The sequence below is a fragment of the Burkholderia sp. BCC1208 genome (assembly GCF_902833095.1).
GTDB lineage: Bacteria > Pseudomonadota > Gammaproteobacteria > Burkholderiales > Burkholderiaceae > Burkholderia.
On the sequence record NZ_CADFDY010000004.1, the window covers coordinates 167,923 to 188,334 of the forward strand.

At 61.1% G+C, this 20,412-nt stretch carries 17 protein-coding genes; 5 read left to right on the forward strand and 12 right to left on the reverse strand.

Annotated features, from left to right (window positions below):
- Positions 1 to 38: 38 nt before the first annotated feature.
- Positions 39 to 164 carry a hypothetical protein gene (locus tag HWX09_RS33840; RefSeq protein ID WP_268907366.1) on the forward strand — a complete coding sequence of 42 codons (126 nt, stop codon included), beginning with the start codon at positions 39 to 41 and terminating at the stop codon, positions 162 to 164.
- 314 nt (positions 165 to 478) lie between these two features.
- On the opposite strand, the gene HWX09_RS11075 is transcribed toward HWX09_RS33840, so the two are convergent.
- The 4 genes from HWX09_RS11075 to mnmE form a co-directional block, all read right to left on the reverse strand.
- Positions 479 to 694, reverse strand: a complete 216-nt coding sequence (locus tag HWX09_RS11075) for a hypothetical protein (RefSeq protein WP_027785798.1) — start codon at positions 692 to 694, stop codon at positions 479 to 481.
- Positions 681 to 827 (reverse strand): hypothetical protein, encoded by a 147-nt coding sequence (locus HWX09_RS11080; RefSeq protein ID WP_155257379.1) that lies wholly within the window; start codon positions 825 to 827, stop codon positions 681 to 683. Before HWX09_RS11080 ends, HWX09_RS11075 begins: the two co-directional genes overlap by 14 nt.
- A 334-nt stretch (positions 828 to 1,161) precedes the next feature.
- A complete protein-coding gene (locus HWX09_RS11085; protein ID WP_034185451.1) occupies positions 1,162 to 1,428 on the reverse strand; it encodes a hypothetical protein in 267 nt (88 codons plus the stop codon).
- Between the two features lie 737 nt (positions 1,429 to 2,165).
- On the reverse strand, positions 2,166 to 3,560 hold the full coding sequence (gene mnmE, locus HWX09_RS11090) for a tRNA uridine-5-carboxymethylaminomethyl(34) synthesis GTPase MnmE (RefSeq protein ID WP_027785800.1): 1,395 nt from the start codon (positions 3,558 to 3,560) through the stop codon (positions 2,166 to 2,168).
- A gap of 337 nt (positions 3,561 to 3,897) precedes the next feature.
- On the opposite strand from mnmE, the gene HWX09_RS11095 reads away from it, so the two are divergent.
- Entirely contained in the window at positions 3,898 to 4,332 is a 435-nt protein-coding gene (locus HWX09_RS11095) for a transcriptional regulator (protein WP_027785801.1), read from the forward strand.
- 114 nt (positions 4,333 to 4,446) lie between these two features.
- On the opposite strand, the gene yidC is transcribed toward HWX09_RS11095, so the two are convergent.
- The 4 genes from yidC to rpmH form a co-directional block, all read right to left on the reverse strand.
- Positions 4,447 to 6,108, reverse strand: a complete 1,662-nt coding sequence (gene yidC, locus HWX09_RS11100) for a membrane protein insertase YidC (protein WP_027785802.1) — start codon at positions 6,106 to 6,108, stop codon at positions 4,447 to 4,449.
- 8 nt (positions 6,109 to 6,116) lie between these two features.
- Entirely contained in the window at positions 6,117 to 6,383 is a 267-nt protein-coding gene (gene yidD, locus HWX09_RS11105) for a membrane protein insertion efficiency factor YidD (RefSeq protein ID WP_006750110.1), read from the reverse strand.
- A 73-nt stretch (positions 6,384 to 6,456) separates the two neighbouring features.
- Complete coding sequence (rnpA, locus tag HWX09_RS11110; protein WP_027785803.1) at positions 6,457 to 6,918, reverse strand: ribonuclease P protein component; 462 nt, start codon at positions 6,916 to 6,918, stop codon at positions 6,457 to 6,459.
- A gap of 15 nt (positions 6,919 to 6,933) precedes the next feature.
- Positions 6,934 to 7,068, reverse strand: a complete 135-nt coding sequence (rpmH, locus tag HWX09_RS11115) for a 50S ribosomal protein L34 (RefSeq protein WP_004198824.1) — start codon at positions 7,066 to 7,068, stop codon at positions 6,934 to 6,936.
- A 420-nt stretch (positions 7,069 to 7,488) separates the two neighbouring features.
- On the opposite strand from rpmH, the gene dnaA reads away from it, so the two are divergent.
- The 3 genes from dnaA to gyrB all read left to right on the forward strand — a co-directional run bounded on the left by dnaA (position 7,489) and on the right by gyrB (position 13,010).
- Entirely contained in the window at positions 7,489 to 9,066 is a 1,578-nt protein-coding gene (dnaA, locus tag HWX09_RS11120) for a chromosomal replication initiator protein DnaA (protein WP_027783063.1), read from the forward strand.
- A 169-nt stretch (positions 9,067 to 9,235) separates the two neighbouring features.
- Positions 9,236 to 10,342 (forward strand): DNA polymerase III subunit beta, encoded by a 1,107-nt coding sequence (dnaN, locus tag HWX09_RS11125; protein WP_006490996.1) that lies wholly within the window; start codon positions 9,236 to 9,238, stop codon positions 10,340 to 10,342.
- A 193-nt stretch (positions 10,343 to 10,535) separates the two neighbouring features.
- Positions 10,536 to 13,010, forward strand: coding sequence for a DNA topoisomerase (ATP-hydrolyzing) subunit B (gene gyrB / locus HWX09_RS11130; RefSeq protein ID WP_027783064.1), 2,475 nt, complete (start codon positions 10,536 to 10,538; stop codon positions 13,008 to 13,010).
- 519 nt (positions 13,011 to 13,529) lie between these two features.
- Here gyrB and HWX09_RS11135 read toward each other — a convergent pair.
- From HWX09_RS11135 to HWX09_RS11150, 4 genes are all read right to left on the reverse strand, one after another.
- Positions 13,530 to 16,748, reverse strand: a complete 3,219-nt coding sequence (locus HWX09_RS11135; protein WP_027783065.1) for a type I restriction endonuclease subunit R — start codon at positions 16,746 to 16,748, stop codon at positions 13,530 to 13,532.
- A gap of 126 nt (positions 16,749 to 16,874) precedes the next feature.
- The gene (locus HWX09_RS11140) at positions 16,875 to 17,615 is read right to left on the reverse strand and encodes an abortive infection family protein (RefSeq protein WP_027783066.1); all 741 of its coding nucleotides are present in this window, start codon (positions 17,613 to 17,615) and stop codon (positions 16,875 to 16,877) included.
- A complete protein-coding gene (locus tag HWX09_RS11145) occupies positions 17,612 to 18,835 on the reverse strand; it encodes a restriction endonuclease subunit S (RefSeq protein ID WP_080681286.1) in 1,224 nt (407 codons plus the stop codon). The genes HWX09_RS11140 and HWX09_RS11145 overlap by 4 nt, the downstream gene beginning before the upstream one ends.
- On the reverse strand, positions 18,825 to 20,360 hold the full coding sequence (locus tag HWX09_RS11150; protein ID WP_027783068.1) for a class I SAM-dependent DNA methyltransferase: 1,536 nt from the start codon (positions 20,358 to 20,360) through the stop codon (positions 18,825 to 18,827). The genes HWX09_RS11145 and HWX09_RS11150 overlap by 11 nt, the downstream gene beginning before the upstream one ends.
- Between the last annotated feature and the right edge of the window lie 52 nt (positions 20,361 to 20,412).

Consider the following 20,412-nt stretch of genomic DNA (forward strand, 5'->3'; position numbering starts at 1 on the left):
ATGCTCGGTTTCATATCGAACCCGAGCAGGTGAACGCCATGAAGAAAACCCTTTTGCTGATTGTCGGCGTCGCCGTGTTGTTGAGCGGCTGTATCGTGGTGCCTGATGGTGGCGGGTATTACGGTGACGGCGGGTATTACCACCATCATCGTCATTGGGATTGATGCGGGTGATGATCCGGATGCAACGATCCTGACCTGCGCTCAATCAGGTCGATACGACCAGCTCGGATGTTCGGCCACGTCGATCTGGAAATACGAGCACTCCCTCTAGGGCCGCTTGCCGTCGATGCACGGAAGCCGCGCCATAGTACCCACGATCTCGCCGCCAAGAACGCGAATATCGCAGCGAATATTCCGTCGATGATCCACGAAGGATATTTGGGCCAGGCGACGTTGACGGCGACAACGGCCTCCACTAGGTCTTCTACCTTGCCTGCACGCCAGCGAGCTGCGTCTCGACGGGTAGACTCATGCTTTCACTCACGAAGCATTTCCTCCAGACGCGTATTGACCTTGACGCTCAGATCCGACAACAGCTCGAAGAAAGCGTCACGACGTACGGCAAAGTGTTCAAACACCCGTTCGGGATCCATCGACAAATCGAGCAACAGAACGCTCAGTTGACGCGATGCCTGCAACAGTTCGCGGCGCGCCTCCTCGACAGACAGGCTTGCGTCATCATTTTGAGCCATGATGCGCCTCCGCCTTTTCCACGCAACGCGCCGCGTGGCCCCGATGCTCGATCTCAGCGATCACGAAAAACGCATATGCCTTCACTGCACCGAGCGAACAGCGAAGAATGATTTCGGTGACGGAGGTTCTCATGCACACACCTCCGAGGCTTTACGGTCGGTGCGAGATGCGGCCTTGATACTGCATTTGAACGCTACGCAGCCGTCCGCACGGGAGGGGGTACGACCGAAGCTAGCGACGAGGTTATCGAACATCGACCGACACCACCGGCCCGGACTCGTCATCGGGCAAACATTCAGCCAGTGTCCTGCAGCACGGATACCGGTAAGTTCGAATAGCTCGGACGTGACAGTGATCACGGGCTTCGACGGCCGACCGTTACACCAGGCCCTCGGTATGAGGGCGAGCGGATCGGCAGATTTGGGAAGAATATTCGGAAAGGCGGCAGCAAGCAGGCCGTCAGCGCTTACTCGCCGTCCAGCTCGATCGTTGCGCCGACCTCCCGACACTTCTCGAGCACTTGGTCGACCGTCGCGGAACGGTCCTGCAGCGCTAGCGCTAGAAACAGCATCGACAACGACATCGGTCTCGGCTCGATTCCCCCCGTGTACTTCCGCCACTGACTGTTGCCGGCCAATCCGAACATCTGAGCCATCTGCTCGCCGGTGAATCCGAGGCGCACCTTCAGCGCTTGCAGGTCTTCCGGCGTCGGCGGGAAATATTTGAGGACCATAGGCGTGGTCGCGCGGAATTCGCGCAAATGCGATGCTATTCATAATGTCGTTCCTTTCGGAGGTAGCGGGCTACGCGGAGCGTTACCCAACGCAATCCAATTTAGACCCCTAAGGTCTATCTGTCAATGAAATACGCTGCCCGCTGAAATCGCTAGTCCATTGCCTTCGAGTCGGCTACTTGAGCGGCGAGGCGCAGCGCTTGGATCCTTAGCGCAATTGGTCATGGCGCAACGAGACACCGGCGCGGCCAAGATTCCACTCGCCGCGCTGCGAACCAGATCTGAAATCGATGAGCACGCAGCCGCAGTATTCGCCTACGGTTATGCGGGGACGCTCTGAACCGGAGTAATGGGGGAATAGGCCATTACGCACCTCCGAGCAGACGGCTTGCCATGAGCGTGGACATGTGGGCGTGAACGAGCAATACGAGGATTTGCTGAGCCGGCTGGTAGTCAATCGCAAGTGAGACGGACAGCGGAGTACGACAAGAATGGGAAGCGCGAGCTAATGCAGGCCCGGCGATCGCGCCAACCATGGAGCACGACATCGGGCCGAACATTGTTTGAACGTGGATCTTCAAGTATTCGCGCGAACAACCCGCGGGCGAAATAGTCAGCTCCGTGACGGAGCCGTCACGAGAGGCTCGGTCACCCTATTCTGGACCGTAACGTGTTACTAGGCGTGCCGGTACGATGCTGGCACATGAGCCGCACCCAAGAGATCGGCGAGCCGGGGATCATTTCCCGATACAAAACCTGCTGAAAATCACCCCAAGCAGATCGTCCGAAGTGAACTCCCCGGTAATCGCATTGAGCTGCTCCTGCGCGAGCCTCAGCTCCTCGGCAAACAGATCGAGCGACTGCGCCCTTTGCTCCGCATGATCCGCCGCCTGCGCGAGATGCTCTTGCGCGGCCCGCAGCGCGATCAGATGCCGCTCGCGCGCGAGATATACGCCTTCGGCCCCCGCCTGCCACCCCGCGATCCGCAGTAGCTCAGCGCGCAGCATGTCGATCCCGTCGCCGCGCTTCGCCGACAGATGTACCTCGGTCAGGTCACCTTCCGCCGCCGGATGCTCGACGCACGCCGGCACGCCGGTCAGATCCGTCTTGTTCAGCACGCGCACCACCGGCACGCCGGCCGGAAACCGCGCCGCGATCGTCCCGTCGTCCGGCGTCATCCCCGTGCGCGAATCGAGCAGATGCAGTACGACATCCGCGCGCTCGATCTCGCTCCACGTGCGCGCAATCCCGATCCGCTCGACTTCGTCCTCCGTCTCGCGCAGCCCGGCCGTATCGATGATGTGCAGCGGAATCCCTTCGACCTGAATCGTCTGCGCCACCTTGTCGCGCGTCGTTCCGGCGATCGGCGTGACGATCGCCAGCTCGGCGCCCGCCAGCGCATTCAGCAGCGACGATTTGCCGACGTTCGGTTGCCCCGCAAGCACGACCGACAGCCCTTCTCGCAACAGCGCGCCCTGCCGCGCGTCGCCGAGCACGTGCGCGAGCTGCGCGCGGATTTTCGCGAGCTTGCCGCGTGCGTCGGCCGCTTCGAGGAAGTCGATTTCCTCCTCCGGAAAATCGAGCGTCGCCTCGACCAGCATCCGCAGCGTAATCACGTCGTCGACGAGCGCATGGATCTGCCGCGAGAACGCGCCGTCGAGCGAACGCCCGGCCGAGCGCGCGGCCGCTTCGGTGCTCGCCTCGATCAGGTCGGCGACGGCCTCGGCCTGCGCGAGATCGAGCTTGTCGTTCAGGAACGCGCGTCGCGTGAACTCGCCCGGCTCCGCGAGCCGCAGCCCGAAGCCACGCCCCGCATCCAGGCAGCGCTGCAGCAACAGCTGCATCACGATCGGCCCGCCATGCCCCTGCAGCTCGAGCACGTGCTCGCCGGTGTACGAATGCGGCGCCGGGAAATACAGCGCGATCCCGCGGTCGAGCGGCGCGCCGTGCGCGTCGAGGAAGGGCACGTAGCTCGCATGACGCGGCGCGAGCTTCTGCCCGCACAACGCGTCGATCAGCGGCAGCGCGGCCGCCTCGCCGCCGCGCCCGAACGACACGCGGACGACCCCGATGCCACCCCGGCCGGCAGCAGTGGCAATGGCGACGATCGGATCGGAATCGGTAGCGAGCATGGGAATCGGAGAAATCGGGTAAACAGCGTGTCAATGGTGCGCCCGCACAACAGCTCGGGCATCGGAACGCCGGCATTGTAGCGTGCCGGCTCACACGCCACCGGCCGCGACGCCGGATTCGGACTCGCCCGAATTTATCCCACCGGGGATAAGCCGAGTATCAGTCCGGCCGCATCACACACCGGCCATTTCGGACGAGTATGCGGGCCGGAGGGGCTTGGCAGTACGTCCCTCAATTTCATTCCCCATCCTAACCAAGGTCGGGATTCGTCTGAATGAGATACGTTTATCTCATATGGTTGTCTGAGACGCGGCGATGGAATTGCACAATCTCCCCATGCCGACATCCGAAGAAAAAGCCGCGTTCTCGGAACGCCTGAAATTCGCCCTGCGGCGCAGCCCGGAGAAGGTCACGGGCGCGACGGAGCTGGCGAACCGATTCAATCTGCGCCACCGCGGAACGCATCCCGTTTCGCCGCAAACCGCGCACAAATGGTTGACGGGCCGCACGATCCCGACGTCGGACAAACTCGAAACGCTGGCCGAATGGTTGCGCGTCGAAGTGCACTGGCTGCATTACGGGCCGTCGCCGAGCGTGATCGAACATCCGACGCCGCAACCGCTGCCGCGCGACGAACGCTATCCGCCGACGCCCGAGACGATCGAACTCGCGTCGAAGATCGAGGCATTGTCTCCGCACCAGCGCTACCTCGTTCAGGAACTGATCGAGCAGTTCTACGGCGATCCGAAACTCGAAGCGAAGAAAGCCTGAACGCAGCCACCGCACGCGCCGCCGCCGGGAAACAAAAAAGCCGCATGGTCATGAACCATGCGGCTTTTTTTGCGAGCATCGCGGGCAGCTGACCGCCCGCGAGGCCAACGGGCGTCAGGCCGGCTTCTTCTTGACGCCGCCGAGCTTGCGCGTGATGTAGTACTGCTGCGCGATCGACAGCACGTTGTTCACGACGTAGTACAGCACCAGACCAGCCGGGAAGAAGAAGAACATGACCGAGAACGCGATCGGCATGAACTTCATCATCTTCGCCTGGACCGGGTCCGGCGGCGTCGGGTTGAGGCTCGTCTGAACGAACATCGACACGGCCATCAGCACCGGCAGGATGAAGAACGGATCGCGCTGCGACAGGTCGTGAATCCACAGAATCCACGGCGCGCCGCGCATTTCGACCGATGCGAGCAGCACCCAGTACAGCGAGATGAACACCGGGATCTGGATCACGACCGGCAGGCAGCCGCCGAACGGATTGACCTTCTCGGTCTTGTACAGCTCCATCAGCGCCGAGTTCATCTTCTGCGGATCGCTCTTGAAGCGTTCGCGCAGCGCCTGCATGCGCGGCGTGATTTCCTTCATGCGCGCCATCGACTTGTAGCTGGCGGCCGACAGCGGGAAGAACACCGCCTTGATCAGCACCGTCAGCAACACGATCGCCCAGCCCCAGTTGCCGACGTAGCCATGAATCTTCTCGAGCAGCCAGAACAGCGGCTTCGCGATGATCGTCACCCAGCCGTAGTCCTTCACGAGCTCCAGGCCCGGCGCGATGCCTTCGAGCATGCGCTCTTCTTCCGGACCGGCGAACAGGCGCGCCTGCACGTCGGCCGACTGGCCCGGCGCGATCGCGGCGACCGGCTGCTTCACGCCGACGCGGTACAGCGTCGGATCGATCTTTTCAGCGTAGATGTCGCGCTTCACGCCCTGCTGCGGAATCCAAGCCGACGCGAAGTAATGCTGCACCATCGCGACCCAGCCGTTGTCGGCGGCCTTCTCGAAGTTCGCCTTGTTCTTGTCGAGGTCGCTGAAGTCGATCTTCTGGAAGTGCTTCGCGTCCGTGTAGACCGCCGGCCCGAGGAACGTATGCGAGAACATCGGCGTTTCGACGGCCGTGTTGTCGCGCACCAGTTCCATGTAGACCGTCGGCGTGACAGGCACCGTGCCGACGTTGTCGATCTTGGTGTCGACGCCGACCACGTAGCTGCCGCGCGTGAACGTGTAGGTCTTCACGACCTTCACGCCGCCCTTCACCGGCGATTCGAACGACAGCTTCAGCGTGTTCTGGTCGCCCGTCAGCGACGTCGGGCCCGCATTGACCTGCGTGTAGACGTCGTTGTGGTTCGGGAAATCGCCGCCGAGCAGGCCCGTGCGTGCGAGGTACGTGTGGCCGGCCGTGTGGTCGAACAGCGTGATGTACAGGTCGGGCTGCTTGCCGTCGCCCTGCTTCTTCAGCGTCAGCTTCGCGAGCGTGCCGCCGCGCGTGTCGATTTCGCCGTCGTACACGTCGGTCGAGAATTTCACGAGCTGCGCCTGGGCGGCCGGGGCCGTCGTCGACGGTGCGGCGCCGGCCGCGGCGGCAGGCACTTCACCTGCGGTCGTCGTCGCGCCCGTGCCCGATGCGCCGCCGGCAGCGGCCGGGGCCGTGTGCGTGGCGCTCGGGAAGAACATCGACGGGCGTCCATGGTCCCGCTGCCAGTTGTCGTACAGCATGACAGCTGACATGAAGAAGATCACCCATAGGACGGTGCGTTTGATATCCATGCGTTGTCTCAGAGTCGATGGGACCGCGCGTCGGCTTCGCCGCGAGCGCGAGTGTCGGAGTTGGGCGGCGGGACGAGGTCGATGCCGCCCGCGGAAAACGGATGGCATCGGCACACGCGCCTGACGGCGAGATACGTGCCGCGCGCGGCGCCATGATACTGGATTGCCTCGCGCGCGTAATCCGAACAGGAAGGATAAAAACGGCAACGGTTGCCGAGCATCGGGCTCACGGCAACCTTGTAGAAGCGCAGCAAGGCGATCAATACCGTTTCCATACCTTGGGCGGCGCCGTACGACGCCGCGTCAAAACCGGCCGGGGGCGCGAACGCCGCACCGGGCACGGATGCGTCACTCGGACGCGGGCTTCGACGCGCGGCGGGCGATTTCCCGGACTGCCCTGTCGAGCAGTTCGCGGATCTCGGCCTCGCACATCGCCGCGAGCGGGGCGGAAGCCGCGCTCGGCAGCGCTTTCTTGTCGAAGCGCGTGTGCTGCCGCAGCAGCAGGTCGTACCCGGCGAATTCGGCCCGGCGCAAGCGAAACGCATCGCGCGCCAGCCGCTTCACGAGGTTACGGGTTACCGCTCGCGGCGCATACTTCTTGCCGATGACGAGCCCCAGACGCGCGGGCTGACCGGTCGGCTTGCCGTAGATCACGAAGTGCGCGGAACGCCGCCAGGGGCGCAAACGAAAAACGGATGAAAATTCATCCGTTTTCAGAAGTCGCGCAGCTTTCGGGAAGGCGGCTTTCGTCTGCGACGGATTCGCACCCGGCTCGACGGCACCTTCCGCGGAACTGCGGACGGCGGACACAGCGCGCAACCTGCCTTAGATGGCGAGGCGCTTGCGGCCCTTCGCGCGGCGAGCGTTGATGACCTTGCGGCCACCTGCCGTCTTCATGCGGACACGGAAGCCATGGGTGCGCTTGCGGCGCGTCACGGACGGTTGGTAAGTACGTTTCATGATGTTCTCACTTGTTCGAGAATGTCGAAATTCAGGGGACCGCGTGCCCTTAACCGGAGGCATTCGGGCGAACGCAATCGCCGGGAATACAGGATTGGTTTTCGCGGAACCCGTTATTTAAACCGTTTTTCTCTTGACGGTCAATACCTTAGGAGTCGTCCGCCTGTGCATAGCCCGGGCGATCCGGCCCCGCGCCCCACAAACCCAGCCTGTGGATAAGTCCCGCTGTGGCCTCGTTTGGCGTTAGAATCTCGCCTTATCTCCAAGAATCCCGCACGCCGCTTCGGCCCGCGCCTGCCCCGCCAAGACTGTGACGCAGGCGTCCGACGCACGCTCGCACGACCGCTTCGGGCCTTGTTGCGCGACCGCGACAAGCGCGCCGGCGAGCCGCGCTGTGCACGCAAAAACGACAGCTACTTGATGAACGATTTCTGGCAACACTGTTCCGCACTGCTGGAGCGCGAGCTGACGCCCCAGCAGTACGTGACGTGGATCAAACCCTTGGCCCCGGTGGCCTTCGATGCGTCGGCGAACACGCTGTCCATCGCCGCGCCGAACCGCTTCAAGCTGGACTGGGTCAAGAGCCAGTTTTCGGGGCGGATCGCCGATCTGGCCCGTGAATTCTGGAACACGCCGATCGAAGTCCAGTTCGTTCTCGATCCGAAGGCCGGCATGCGCAGCGCCGCCATGGGCGCCGCACCGGCTGCGCCGCGCGCGCCGCTGACTCCCGGCGGCCCGGCCGCGACGGTCGCCGCGATCGCCGCCAACCTGACCGCGCATGCCGCCGCCACGCCCAGCGCGCCGGCCGGCGTGCCGATGACGCCGTCCGCGGCCGCCGCGCACCACCTGAACGCCGACGATGCCGACATCGACCTGCCGAGCCTGCCCGCGCACGAAGCCGCGGCCGGCCGCCGCACGTGGCGTCCGGGCCCGGGCGCCGCGCCCGCCAACGGCGGCGAAGCCGATTCGATGTACGAACGTTCGAAGCTGAATCCGGTGCTCACGTTCGACAACTTCGTGACCGGCAAGGCGAACCAGCTCGCGCGCGCCGCCGCGATCCAGGTCGCGGACAACCCCGGCATCTCGTACAACCCGCTGTTCCTGTACGGCGGCGTCGGCCTCGGCAAGACCCACCTGATCCACGCGATCGGCAACCAGTTGCTGCTCGACAAGGCCGGCGCGCGGATCCGCTACATCCATGCGGAACAGTACGTGTCCGACGTGGTGAAGGCGTACCAGCGCAAGGCGTTCGACGACTTCAAGCGCTACTACCACTCGCTCGACCTGCTGCTGATCGACGATATCCAGTTCTTCTCCGGCAAGTCGCGCACGCAAGAGGAATTCTTCTACGCGTTCGAGGCGCTGGTCGCGAACAAGGCGCAGGTGATCATCACCAGCGACACGTATCCGAAGGAAATCTCGGGCATCGACGATCGCCTGATCTCGCGCTTCGACTCGGGCCTCACCGTCGCGATCGAGCCGCCCGAGCTCGAGATGCGCGTCGCGATCCTGATGCGCAAGGCGCAATCGGAAGGCGTGAACTTGTCGGAAGACGTCGCGTTCTTCGTCGCGAAGCACCTGCGCTCGAACGTGCGCGAACTCGAAGGCGCGCTGCGCAAGATCCTCGCGTATTCGAAGTTCCACGGTCGCGAGATCTCGATCGAGCTGACCAAGGAAGCGCTGAAGGACCTGCTGACCGTGCAGAACCGGCAGATTTCGGTCGAGAACATCCAGAAGACCGTCGCCGACTTCTACAACATCAAGGTCGCCGACATGTATTCGAAGAAGCGCCCGGCGAACATCGCGCGGCCGCGGCAGATCGCGATGTATCTCGCGAAGGAACTCACGCAGAAGAGCCTGCCGGAGATCGGCGAGCTGTTCGGCGGGCGCGATCACACCACCGTGCTGCACGCGGTGCGGAAGATCGCCGACGAGCGCAGCAAGGACGCGCAGCTCAACCACGAGCTGCACGTGCTGGAACAGACGCTGAAGGGCTGAGCGGGCGGGCGCGCTTGATAATTCGGCCTCCGCCCCAATTTAAGGGGGGCGGTTCGGTTTTGAGGCACAATACTGGTTTGACCGCCCCGGTGGTGGCGGGCCAAGAGCCCGGCCGGCGGGGCGCTGCGTGGCTGCTGCGCTGCAGGCCGTTACTCAACGAAGGAACTCTATGCAACTGGTCAAGACCGAACGAGACACCCTCCTCAGGCCGCTGCAAACGGTCAGCGGCATCGTCGAACGCCGCCATACGTTGCCGATCCTCGCCAACCTGCTGATCACCAAGAACGGCCCGGACGTTTCATTCCTGTCGACCGACCTGGAGCTGCAGATCACCACGCGCGCCGATTTCGGCGTCGGCGGCGACCAGATCGCGACCACCGTCGCGGCCCGCAAGCTGCTCGACATCCTGCGCGCGATGCCTGACGGCCAGGTCACGCTGTCGCTCGCCGACAAGCGCCTCACCGTTCAATCGGGCAAGAGCCGTTTCGCACTGCAGACGCTGGCGGCCGACGAGTTCCCGACCGTCGCGCAGGCGAAGGATTTCGGCGCAACGCTCACCGTCCCGCAGAAGTCGTTCCGCCAGTTGCTCGGCATGGTGCACTTCGCGATGGCGCAGCAGGACATCCGCTACTACCTGAACGGCATGCTGCTCGTCGTCGACGGCGACCAGCTGATGGCCGTGGCCACCGACGGCCACCGCCTCGCGTTCTCGTCGATGAAGCTCGAAGGCGGCACGTTCGGCCGCCAGGAAGTCATCGTGCCGCGCAAGACGATTCTCGAGCTGCAGCGCCTGCTCGAGGACATCGACGACACCGTCACCATCGACATCGCGCAAACCCAGGCCAAGTTCACGTTCGGCCAGGTCGAGCTCGTGTCGAAACTCGTCGAGGGCAAGTTCCCCGACTTCCAGCGCGTGATCCCGAAGGCGCACAAGAACACGTTCGAGATCGGCCGTGAAGAACTGCAGCGTTCGCTGCAGCGCGCGGCGATCCTGACCTCGGACAAATTCAAGGGCGTGCGCTGCATCATCGCGCCGGGCCAGTTGAAGATCATGTCGACCAACGCCGATCAGGAAGAGGCGCAGGAAGAACTGGAAATCGCTTATCAGGGCGATACCGTCGACATCGGCTTCAACGTCACGTATCTGCTCGACGTGCTCGCGAACCTGAAGGTCGACACCGTGCAGGTGAGCCTCGGCGACGCCAGCTCGAGCGCGCTGATCACCGTGCCCGAGAACGACGAGTTCAAGTATGTCGTGATGCCGATGCGCATCTGACGCGTTCGACATCGCGACACACACCAGGGGGCGGCAAGCCCCTTTGGCGTTTTTATGGCGAACCGACAACCCGCCCCTTTGGTGCCTTTTCGGTGCCCCGGGGCGGGCCAGGAAACTCGAGCGGCCGGCGATTTCCCCCGCTGAAACGCACCGCGCCGCCACGAGAGTGGCCCCGCAGAACCGGAAGATATCCATGAGTGAACAGCACAATTCGCGACCCGATAACAGCAGCTACGGCGCTTCGTCGATCCAGATCCTCGAGGGGCTGGAAGCGGTGCGCAAGCGCCCCGGGATGTACATCGGCGACACGTCGGACGGTACCGGTCTGCACCACCTCGTGTTCGAGGTGCTCGACAACTCGATCGACGAAGCGTTGGCCGGGTATTGCAACGACATCCACGTGACGATTCACGCCGACAACTCGATTTCCGTGACCGACAACGGCCGTGGGATTCCGACCGACGTGAAGATGAACGACAAGCACGAGCCGAAGCGCAGCGCCGCCGAGATCGTGATGACCGAGCTGCACGCCGGCGGCAAGTTCGACCAGAACAGCTACAAGGTGTCCGGCGGCCTGCACGGCGTGGGCGTGTCGTGCGTGAACGCGCTGTCGAGCTGGCTGCGCCTCACCGTGCGCCGTGACGGCAAGAAGCGTTTCATGGAGTTCCACCGCGGCGTCGCGCAGGATCGCGTGCTCGAGGTGGTGGACGGCGTGGAAGTGTCGCCGATGCTCGTGACGGGCGACACCGAGAACCGCGGCACCGAAGTGCACTTCATGGCCGATCCGACCATTTTCGGCACGGTCGAGTATCACTACGACATCCTCGCGAAGCGGATGCGCGAGCTTTCGTTCCTGAACAACGGCGTGCGGATCCGTCTCACCGACCTGCGCTCGGGCAAGGAAGACGATTTCGCATTCGCCGGCGGCGTGAAGGGTTTCGTCGAGTACATCAACAAGACGAAGACCAACCTGCACCCTACAGTGTTCTTCGCCACCGGCGAGAAGGACAACGTGGGCGTCGAAGTCGCGATGCAGTGGAACGACAGCTACAACGAGAACGTGCTGTGCTTCACGAACAACATTCCGCAGCGCGACGGCGGCACGCACCTGACCGGCCTGCGGGCCGCGATGACGCGCGTCATCAACAAGTACATCACCGACAACGAAATCGCGAAGAAGGCGAAGGTCGAGACGACCGGCGACGACATGCGCGAAGGGCTGTCGTGCGTGCTGTCCGTGAAGGTCCCGGAGCCGAAGTTCAGCTCGCAGACGAAGGACAAGCTGGTTTCGTCGGAAGTGCGCGCGCCGGTTGAAGAAGTCGTCGCGAAGGCGCTGGAAGAGTTCCTGCTCGAGACGCCTATCGACGCAAAGATCATTTGCGGGAAGATCGTCGAAGCCGCACGTGCGCGCGATGCTGCGCGCAAGGCGCGCGAGATGACGCGCCGCAAGGGCGTGCTCGATGGCGTCGGCCTGCCGGGCAAGCTCGCGGACTGCCAGGAGAAAGACCCGGCGAAGTGCGAAATCTACATCGTCGAGGGCGACTCGGCAGGCGGCTCGGCCAAGCAAGGGCGTGATCGCAAGTTCCAGGCGATCCTGCCGCTGCGCGGCAAGGTGCTGAACGTCGAGAAGGCGCGCTACGACAAGCTGCTGTCGTCCGAGCAGATCGTCACGCTCGTGACCGCGCTCGGTTGCGGGATCGGCAAGGAAGACTACAACCTCGACAAGCTGCGCTATCACCGCATCATCATCATGACCGACGCGGACGTGGACGGTGCGCACATCCGGACGCTGCTGCTCACGTTCCTGTATCGCCAGATGCCGGACATGATCGAGCGCGGCTATGTGTATATCGCGCAGCCGCCGCTTTACAAGATCAAGGCGGGCAAGGACGAGCGGTATCTGAAGGATGACGCGGAGCTCAACGCGCACATGCTGCGGTTGGCGCTGCAAGGCTCGGAGCTGGTGCCGGGTGAGAATGCGGCCGCGATTTCTGGGGATGCGCTTGGGGAGCTGGCAAGGTCGTATCTGCTTTCGCAAAGCGTGATCGATCGGTTGAGCCGATTGTATGACCCGGCCGCGCTGGAAGCGGTCATGGACGGGGTGGTGATCGATCTCTCCAATGAGGAGTCGACCGAGGCTTCGGCGAAGGCGCTTCATGCTGCGTTGCATGATGAAGCTTTGAAGAACGAAGTGCGCGTGGTGCCTTCGTATGATCCGGTTCGGGAACAGCGGTCGCTGAATGTCGAGCGGACGCATCACGGCAATGTGCGCGTTTCGGTCATCGATCAGGAATTCCAGCACACGGCGGATTATCAGCAGCTCGTGGCCACCGCGAATACGTTCACGGGGCTTATCGGGGAAGGTGCTGTCATCAAGCGTGGTGAGCGCAGCATGGCCGTTAGTGACTTCAAGAGCGCGATGAAGTGGCTGCTGGCGGATGCCGAGCGGAACGTTTCGAAGCAGCGGTATAAGGGGCTCGGGGAGATGAACCCCGGGCAGCTGTGGGAAACGACGATGGATCCGGCAGTGCGGCGTCTGCTGCGTGTGCAGATCGAGGATGCGATCGCGGCGGACGGGATCTTTACTACCCTCATGGGGGATGATGTCGAGCCGCGGCGAGCGTTTATCGAGTCGAATGCGTTGCGGGCGGGGAATATTGACGTCTAAGGCGCTTCGTAACCGTAGGGCGCCAGAGTATGTGCGACTGGCGCCACAGTTTTGCGACTGAGTGACAAAGTTGGTAGGACTAGCCTACCAGTTGAGCGTCATGTCTCGTCACCGGCGGTGTCAGACCGTGGAATCGTAATCCGCGGATTTGGGATTCGATCTCCTGATTCGCCACCATACAAGAGGAAGTCCTGATCTTTCAGGGCTTTTTCTTTTTCAGCGTCGCTCTGGGGTTCCAAAGCGGTGGTCCACTTCTAACCGAGCGAGCCCATGCGGAAACCCTCAGAGACTAGGGGCGAGCCGAGGCTGACCGGGTTCGGTAGGGAAACGGCTTGCGTCGCGTAAGGGCAGACCATCATTTTGTACAGGGTGCGATGACCAGCCGTTCGCATTGGGCGTCGCAACTACATTCGTCATGCCCATGAAAGCCCCCTTTCTATCTGAGCCTTAATGCTCAGAATCTGGCTTAAAGGCATGTGCGATCGGCAGGCCCGAGGAGCCTCGAACGACAGTGACACATTAGCCGTTCATAGACCTCATGTCAGAGGCGGTCCACCCCTCCGTTAAAACCTCTGCTTGTTGAAGGATCGTCTGGACAGCGCCGTCTTGGAGGTCTGGAGGGTAACCGTACTTGCGCAGGATGCGCTTAACCAACACCCGCAGCCGAGCCCGAGCCGATTCACGATGCGCCCAATCCACTGAGACGTTCTCGCGCAGGCTGACTAGCAGTTCATGGGCGATCACGCGGAGTTTGTCGTCACCGATCACCTGTACGGCCGATTCGTTGTCAGCCAATGCATCATAGAATGCGATCTCCTCCTGGGAAAGCCCCTGTTCTTCACCTCTGCTGCGTGCGGCACGAATGTCCTTGGCGAGTTTGATCAGTTCCTGCAGCACCTCGGCAGTGGTGATGGCATTGGCGTGATAGCGAGCAACGGCGTCTTCCAAGCGCTCTGAAAAGGCACGGGTTTCGACTACGTTGGTCCGGGTACGGGAGCGAATGCTGTCATTGAGCAATTTGCGCAACGCCTCCAGCCCAAGGTTCTTCTTCTCCATCTGCTGAACTTCAGCCAGGAACTCATCCGACAGGATGGAGATGTCCGGCGTCTGGATACCCGCTGCGGCCAGAACGTCGACGATCTCGGTGGAGATGACAGCACGGCTGACGATTTGCCGGATGGCCAGCTCACGATCCCGCTGGGGTATGCCTGCGCCCGCAGCCGTCTTGACCAGCGCAACACGAATTGCCTGGAAGAACCCCACCTCTTCGCGAATATCCTTCGCTTCGTCCGAACTAGCGACGAGTGCGAATGCCCTCGACAGCGCCAATACGCCGTCGGCGAAGCGCCGTTGCGCCTGCTTCTTTGCTTCCGGTGTCTTCTCCGCGGCAGCCCATTGCTGCTGCTTGTCGAGGATCCATTCTATGGCCTCCGCCATCATCGTCAATCGCTCGCCAGGCGTGCCATCGAGCGCAGTACGATAGTCGAAACCATGGAACATGTTGCGCACGATCTCGTACTTCTCCAGCATTACTGCCAAGGCCTCTGCTTCGTCGATACCGGTCTTGTCCTGGTCGGGCTTCGAATATTGCGCCAATGCAGATTTCAGGTTCTGCGCAATACCAATGTAATCGACGATCAGCCCCGCCGGCTTGTCGCGGAACACACGGTTTACCCGCGCAATGGCCTGCATCAGCCCATGCCCACGCATAGGCTTGTCGATGTACATGGTGTGCATGCTAGGCGCATCAAAGCCAGTCAACCACATATCGCGCACGATCACCAACCTTAGCGGATCTTGCGGATCGCGGGCACGCTTAGCCAGGAGATCACGGCGGGACTTGTTGCCGATATGCCGTTGCCACTCCGGCGGATCGAAGGCCGCACCTGTCATCACGATCTTCATACTGCCTGCGTTGTCATCGTCGCTGTGCCAGTCGGGACGTAGTTTCCGAATCTCGTCGTACAGCGCCACACAGATGCGTCGGCTCATGCACACCACCATGGCTTTGCCGTCAAGTGCAGTCACGCGATCCTCGAAATGCTGAACCAGGTCAGAGGCCACCATCGTCAGCCGCCTCGGACTGCCCACCAGCATTTCGACAGTGCTCCACTTCTGCTTGGTGCGTTCGGCGCTAGCCTCGTCTTCGCCCTCCAACAGCTCCTCGATCTCGGCGTCAATATGTGGCGTCTCGTCGTCATCTAGCTCGATGCGCGCCAGCCGAGATTCGTAGTAGATCGGCACCGTGGCGCCGTCTTCCACCGCGCGGCTAATGTCGTAGATGTCGATGTAGTGGCCGAACACCGCCGGCGTATTAACGTCGGTCGCCTCGATCGGTGTACCGGTGAAACCGATAAACGATGCGTTGGGCAATGCATCACGTAGGTACTTGGCGAATCCGTACGCAATCTCTCCGGTCTTGCCGGCCACCTTGGCCTTGAAGCCATATTGGCTACGGTGTGCCTCATCGGCAATAACCACCACATTGGCACGATCAGTCAGCCTGGGGAAATCCGTCTCGCCGGATTGAGGTGCAAACTTCTGCAGGGTGGTAAAGATCACACCGCCGGATGCGCGATTGAGCAGTTCACGCAAATGCTCGCGCCCCTCGGCCTGCACCGGGGTCTGCCGGATCAGGTCCTTGCACATCGAGAAGGTGGTAAAGAGCTGGTCGTCGAGATCGTTGCGATCGGTGAGCACCACCAGCGTGGGATTGGCCATGCGCGGCTCTGCCACCAACAAGCCTGCATAAAACGCCATCAATAGACTCTTGCCGGAACCTTGTGTATGCCAAATCACCCCGGCCCTGTGGTCACCCAATGGCTGATCGACCGCACTCGGCAGGCCATAGACTGCAGGATCCTCTGCCATACCTGTGAAACTCGCCCTCAACGTGGACGTAACCGCTTTCCTTACTGCGTGGAACTGGTGATAACCTGCAAGTATCTTGACCAGCCCGCTACTGGTTTCACCGAACACTGTAAAATGGCGTAGCAGGTCGAGCAAGCGCTCTTGCTCGAACACACCCTCGATCAGCGTCGCCAACTCCGGTGTGCCCTTGGGCGCGATGTACTGCCCATCAGTGGTACGCCAGGGCATGAAACGCTCAAGATCGGCCGACAGCGAACCGACCCGCGCCAATAAACCATCCGAGGTCACTAATAGCGCATTGCTGCGGAACAATGCCGGGATCTGCTGCTTATAGGTCTGCAGCTGATTAAAGGCACCCGCCAGAGTCGCGTTCTCACTACCCGGGGCCTTCAACTCGATTACCGCCAATGGCAGTCCATTGATGAACACGACCACATCTGGTCGTCGTTTGACATGCCCCGCTACTACCACGAACTGCTGCACGACCAGCCAATCATTCTTGGATGGCGTGTCGAAGTCGATCAACCGCACCTTGCCTGCCGTGAGCGTGGCGTCTTCAGCGTAATACTCTACATCCGCGCCTTCGGTCAGCAGGCGATGAATCCGGCGATTTTCTTCCAGCAGGTTGGGCAGCTCCGATTGGGTCAGGCGGCGTACCGCATCGGCCTGCGCCTCGATCGGCAGCGCGGGATTCAGGCGAGCAACGGCCTCGATCAGACGCGGCTTAAGTACCACTTCATCGTAGGCCTCCCGCTCCGGCCGCTTACCATCAGGGCCGAGGAGTTCATCTGAGGCGCACGTATAGCCCAGCGCGGAAAGCTGATCCAATAGTGCAGATTCAAGTTGGGCTTCGGAAAGAAAGGCCATCAACGATGCCCCTCGATGACGCCGTCAGCCGATATCACGCTGCACCCCATTGATTCCTTTGCCTGTACTTGTATCTGGTCATAGGATACGAAAGCCCCAGCGTTGTTCATACACTGCCTCCTCCGGTCATTCTTCGGCCTGGGAACTGCTGACTCCGCTAGCTGCATTTAGTGCTTCGACATAAGCTTTGCGGTCAAACTGATACAGCAAGCGGCTGGCCTCAACCGCCAGAGGCAACACATCACCGTTGGGCAGCAGAAACTGCAAACTGGTCAAACCCTCATCATCAGTTTCAACGGACAGTCCCACATGGACGTCTATCAGAGCATTGTGCTCGGCGAATCGCTCCCAAGGCTCGCGCGAACTCGCCGGATCTAGTTGCGTATCCAAGTAGGCTTTATGCAGAAAAGCCACAATGGCATCGGCTGCCAACACTGCCGAGCGGCGGTGATGAACCGCAAGCCGCTCCAGATACGGATCTTTGCCGTGACTGGCCGGCCCGGCCTGATTACGCAAATCATTAAGCGCTCCAGCCAGCTTGTGGTGACTGGAGACCAACTTCTTGAATTTGTCGTCGCGAATGTCGCCAAGCTTCAATGCCCGTACGGCTGCGCTTAACCAATCGGACAGGCTCGGCGTCTCTTGCGTTGGCTTGAGAGGTACCTGTGCGGTATGGAAGCTTTCGACGATGACCCGACACACGACCTCGATGATGGTCTTTGCACAGTCGATGCAGGCATCGTTATTTTGGTCGAGCGTCTGTTCCAACGCCTCCAAATTTTGTTGCAACATTGGTGCATCGCGCCAATGACCGCAGGCTTCGCGGATTCCGGGGCACCAGTCAAAGCTCGATGGTAAAGCGCTCATGGCCCGGCCCTTTCGAGGAATGTCTCGACATCAGTTACACGTAGCTCGCCAGAGATCAACTTAGGAAGCAAGGTGTCGCGAAGTACCGCTAGCGTCTCGGATGCGTCTGCATTTGCTTTAATACTCTCAAACTTCGGCGTAACAAGTCGTGAAAAGGCATGCCATATTTCGGCACATTCAGGCGCCGCTACTCTAAATGTAGCAACTGAATCGGCCTGCACACGCTGGCGCCCCGACGTTCCAGTCATGCTTCGAATCGCATGCTCACGAAACGCCGCATCCCTAGCAAGCAAGTAAGCATATCCGGCGGGAACGGGTGCCTTGGCTCGCATGACGATGTATTCCGTCGACCCCCAGCCAACGGTATCATCCGGTAGACACTGCACAAATGCCGTCTTGCCATTTTCGAGGCAGGGTGTAATCCGCGCCAGCAATGCGTCTCCGTTGCGAAACCGCATCCCGCTTCCGAATTCCCGCTGGATCGGTGGTTCCGGCCAACTACCCGTTGTTGGTAGTGAGGCCATGTCAAGATAGGGGGCTGCAGTGCCCTTGCGCAGAGCTTCGGTCGGATTGAACTCAACGAGCTCGCTTGCGGAGGTCATCTTCCACCCTTGCGGCTTCCCCTCCTCGTCAAGCCGCTGGGGAAAGAGTTTCCACAGTTCGACAGGCAAATAGGGTTCGCGGCCTTCCATCTTGGCGCGGACGGGGCCGAAATCGACGAACCAGTCCTGGAACAGGGCACGTGCCATAGCTTCCAGAGTCTCGTTGCGACGGCGGTTGAGCTCGATCTTGTCGTCCAGCGTGCCGAGGACATATGCAATGGCACGTTGCTCCTCAATTGGCGGCACTTTAAGATCGAGCATATAAACAGCCGCACGCGTAGTTGATGGGATGGGCGATCCATCGTCAACCTCTCCGAGCTTGTAATGCTTTACTGCATAGTAAAGCCACCGCATGTCCAACTCTGTCTTGGGGACGAGGTAATATGCTGTATCGATTACCCAAAAAGGGTTTCGGCAAAACTCCGTTCCGCGATAGGCTCCTTTTCGACCGAGAATTACCCCTGGGCCTTGAGCAAGAGCGTCAGAAGTCCAACCAATCGGACCATTCGACCCAAACACTCGGTACTTGCCGTCGGTCTGACTGTAGCCACGTATCGCTTTACCGTACTCGAGAGTAACCTCTGCTCCCCAAGTTGAAGGTCGCCATTCACCCGCCATACCCGAGCTCCTTCAGGTTGGCTTCAATATTCGCATCCAACCGTACCGCTTCCTTATGCTGGGCACGCCACTGGATGCCGAGTCGCCGCATCTTTTCGGCAAAGGCTTCACCATCACCCTCTACCGCCTGCGCGCCAACATAGCGACCGGGCGTGAGCACGTGGCCATGCTTGCGGATGTCTTCCAGCGAGGCCGCCCTACAAAAGCCTGGAATATCCTTGTATTCGCCCGCATTCCTCTCGCCCCGCCAGGCATGGTAGGTGGTCGCAATTCTACGGATTTCGTCGTTGGTGAGTTCTCGCCGGATGCGGTCCACTAGTTGGCCCATGTTGCGGGCATCGATGAACAACACCTCGCCACGGCGGTCGCGCAGATGCGCTTTACCGGCCTTTCCGTTGGACTTATCACGGGCCAAGAACCACAGGCAGGCGGGGATTTGTGTGGAGAAGAACAACTGCCCTGGTAGCGCCACTAAGCAATCTACAGCGTCAGCCTCGACCATGGCCTTACGGATTTCGCCTTCTCCACTCTGGTTGGTGCTCATGGAGCCATTGGCCAGCACTACGCCCGCAGTACCGAAGGGGGCCAAGTGGTGATAAATGTGCTGAAGCCAAGCATAGTTGGCATTGCCCGCGGGCGGCACACCGAACTGCCAGCGCGGATCGTCGCGCAGGCGATCGCCGCCCCAGTCGGAGATATTGAACGGCGGGTTGGCGAGAATGTGATCGAAGCGTAGGTCGCGCAACTCGTCCTTGTGAAAGCTACCCTCGTTGTTCCAGCGGATGTCGGCGTCAATGCCGCGCACTGCTAGGTTCATCTTGGCCAGCCGCCAGGTGGTGTAATTGCTCTCCTGGCCGTAGATAGCAATGTCGCCAATGCGCCCACCATGCTCGCGCACGAACTTGTCGCTTTGTACGAACATGCCACCGGAACCGCAACACGGATCATAGACCCGCCCTTGGTAGGGTTCGAGCATTTCCACCAACACACCCACCACGGAGCGCGGGGTGTAGAACTCGCCACCGCGCTTACCTTCGCTGCCAGCGAACTGGCCGAGGAAGTATTCATAGACGCGGCCAAGCACATCCCTGGACTTGCTTTCGCCCTCTCCCAGCGCAATACCGGAGACGAGGTCGATTAGCTCACCCAACATCACTTTGTTGAGCGCGGGACGAGCATAGTCCTTGGGCAGAACACCCTTGAGGGACTCGTTGTCCTTTTCGATAGCGCGCATGGCATCATCGACTAACGTTCCGATTTCAGCGCGTTTAGCATTGACCTTCAGGTGTGACCAACGAGCCTCCTTGGGCACCCAAAAGATGTTGTCAGCAAGATATTCGTCCTTGTCCTCCGCTGCCTGTGGGTCTTCGGCCAGCAATTCCGCATGTCGCGCCTCAAAGGCATCGGAGATGTACTTGAGAAAGATCAGACCCAGGGCAACATGTTTGTAATCGCTCGGCTCCATGTTGCCGCGCAACTTATCGGCCGCTTTCCACAGCTTGTCAGCGTAATCGAGCTCGGGCACGGGCGCCTGACCGGAGATAGAAGGCGCCACTTTGGGCGGAGCTGGTTTAACC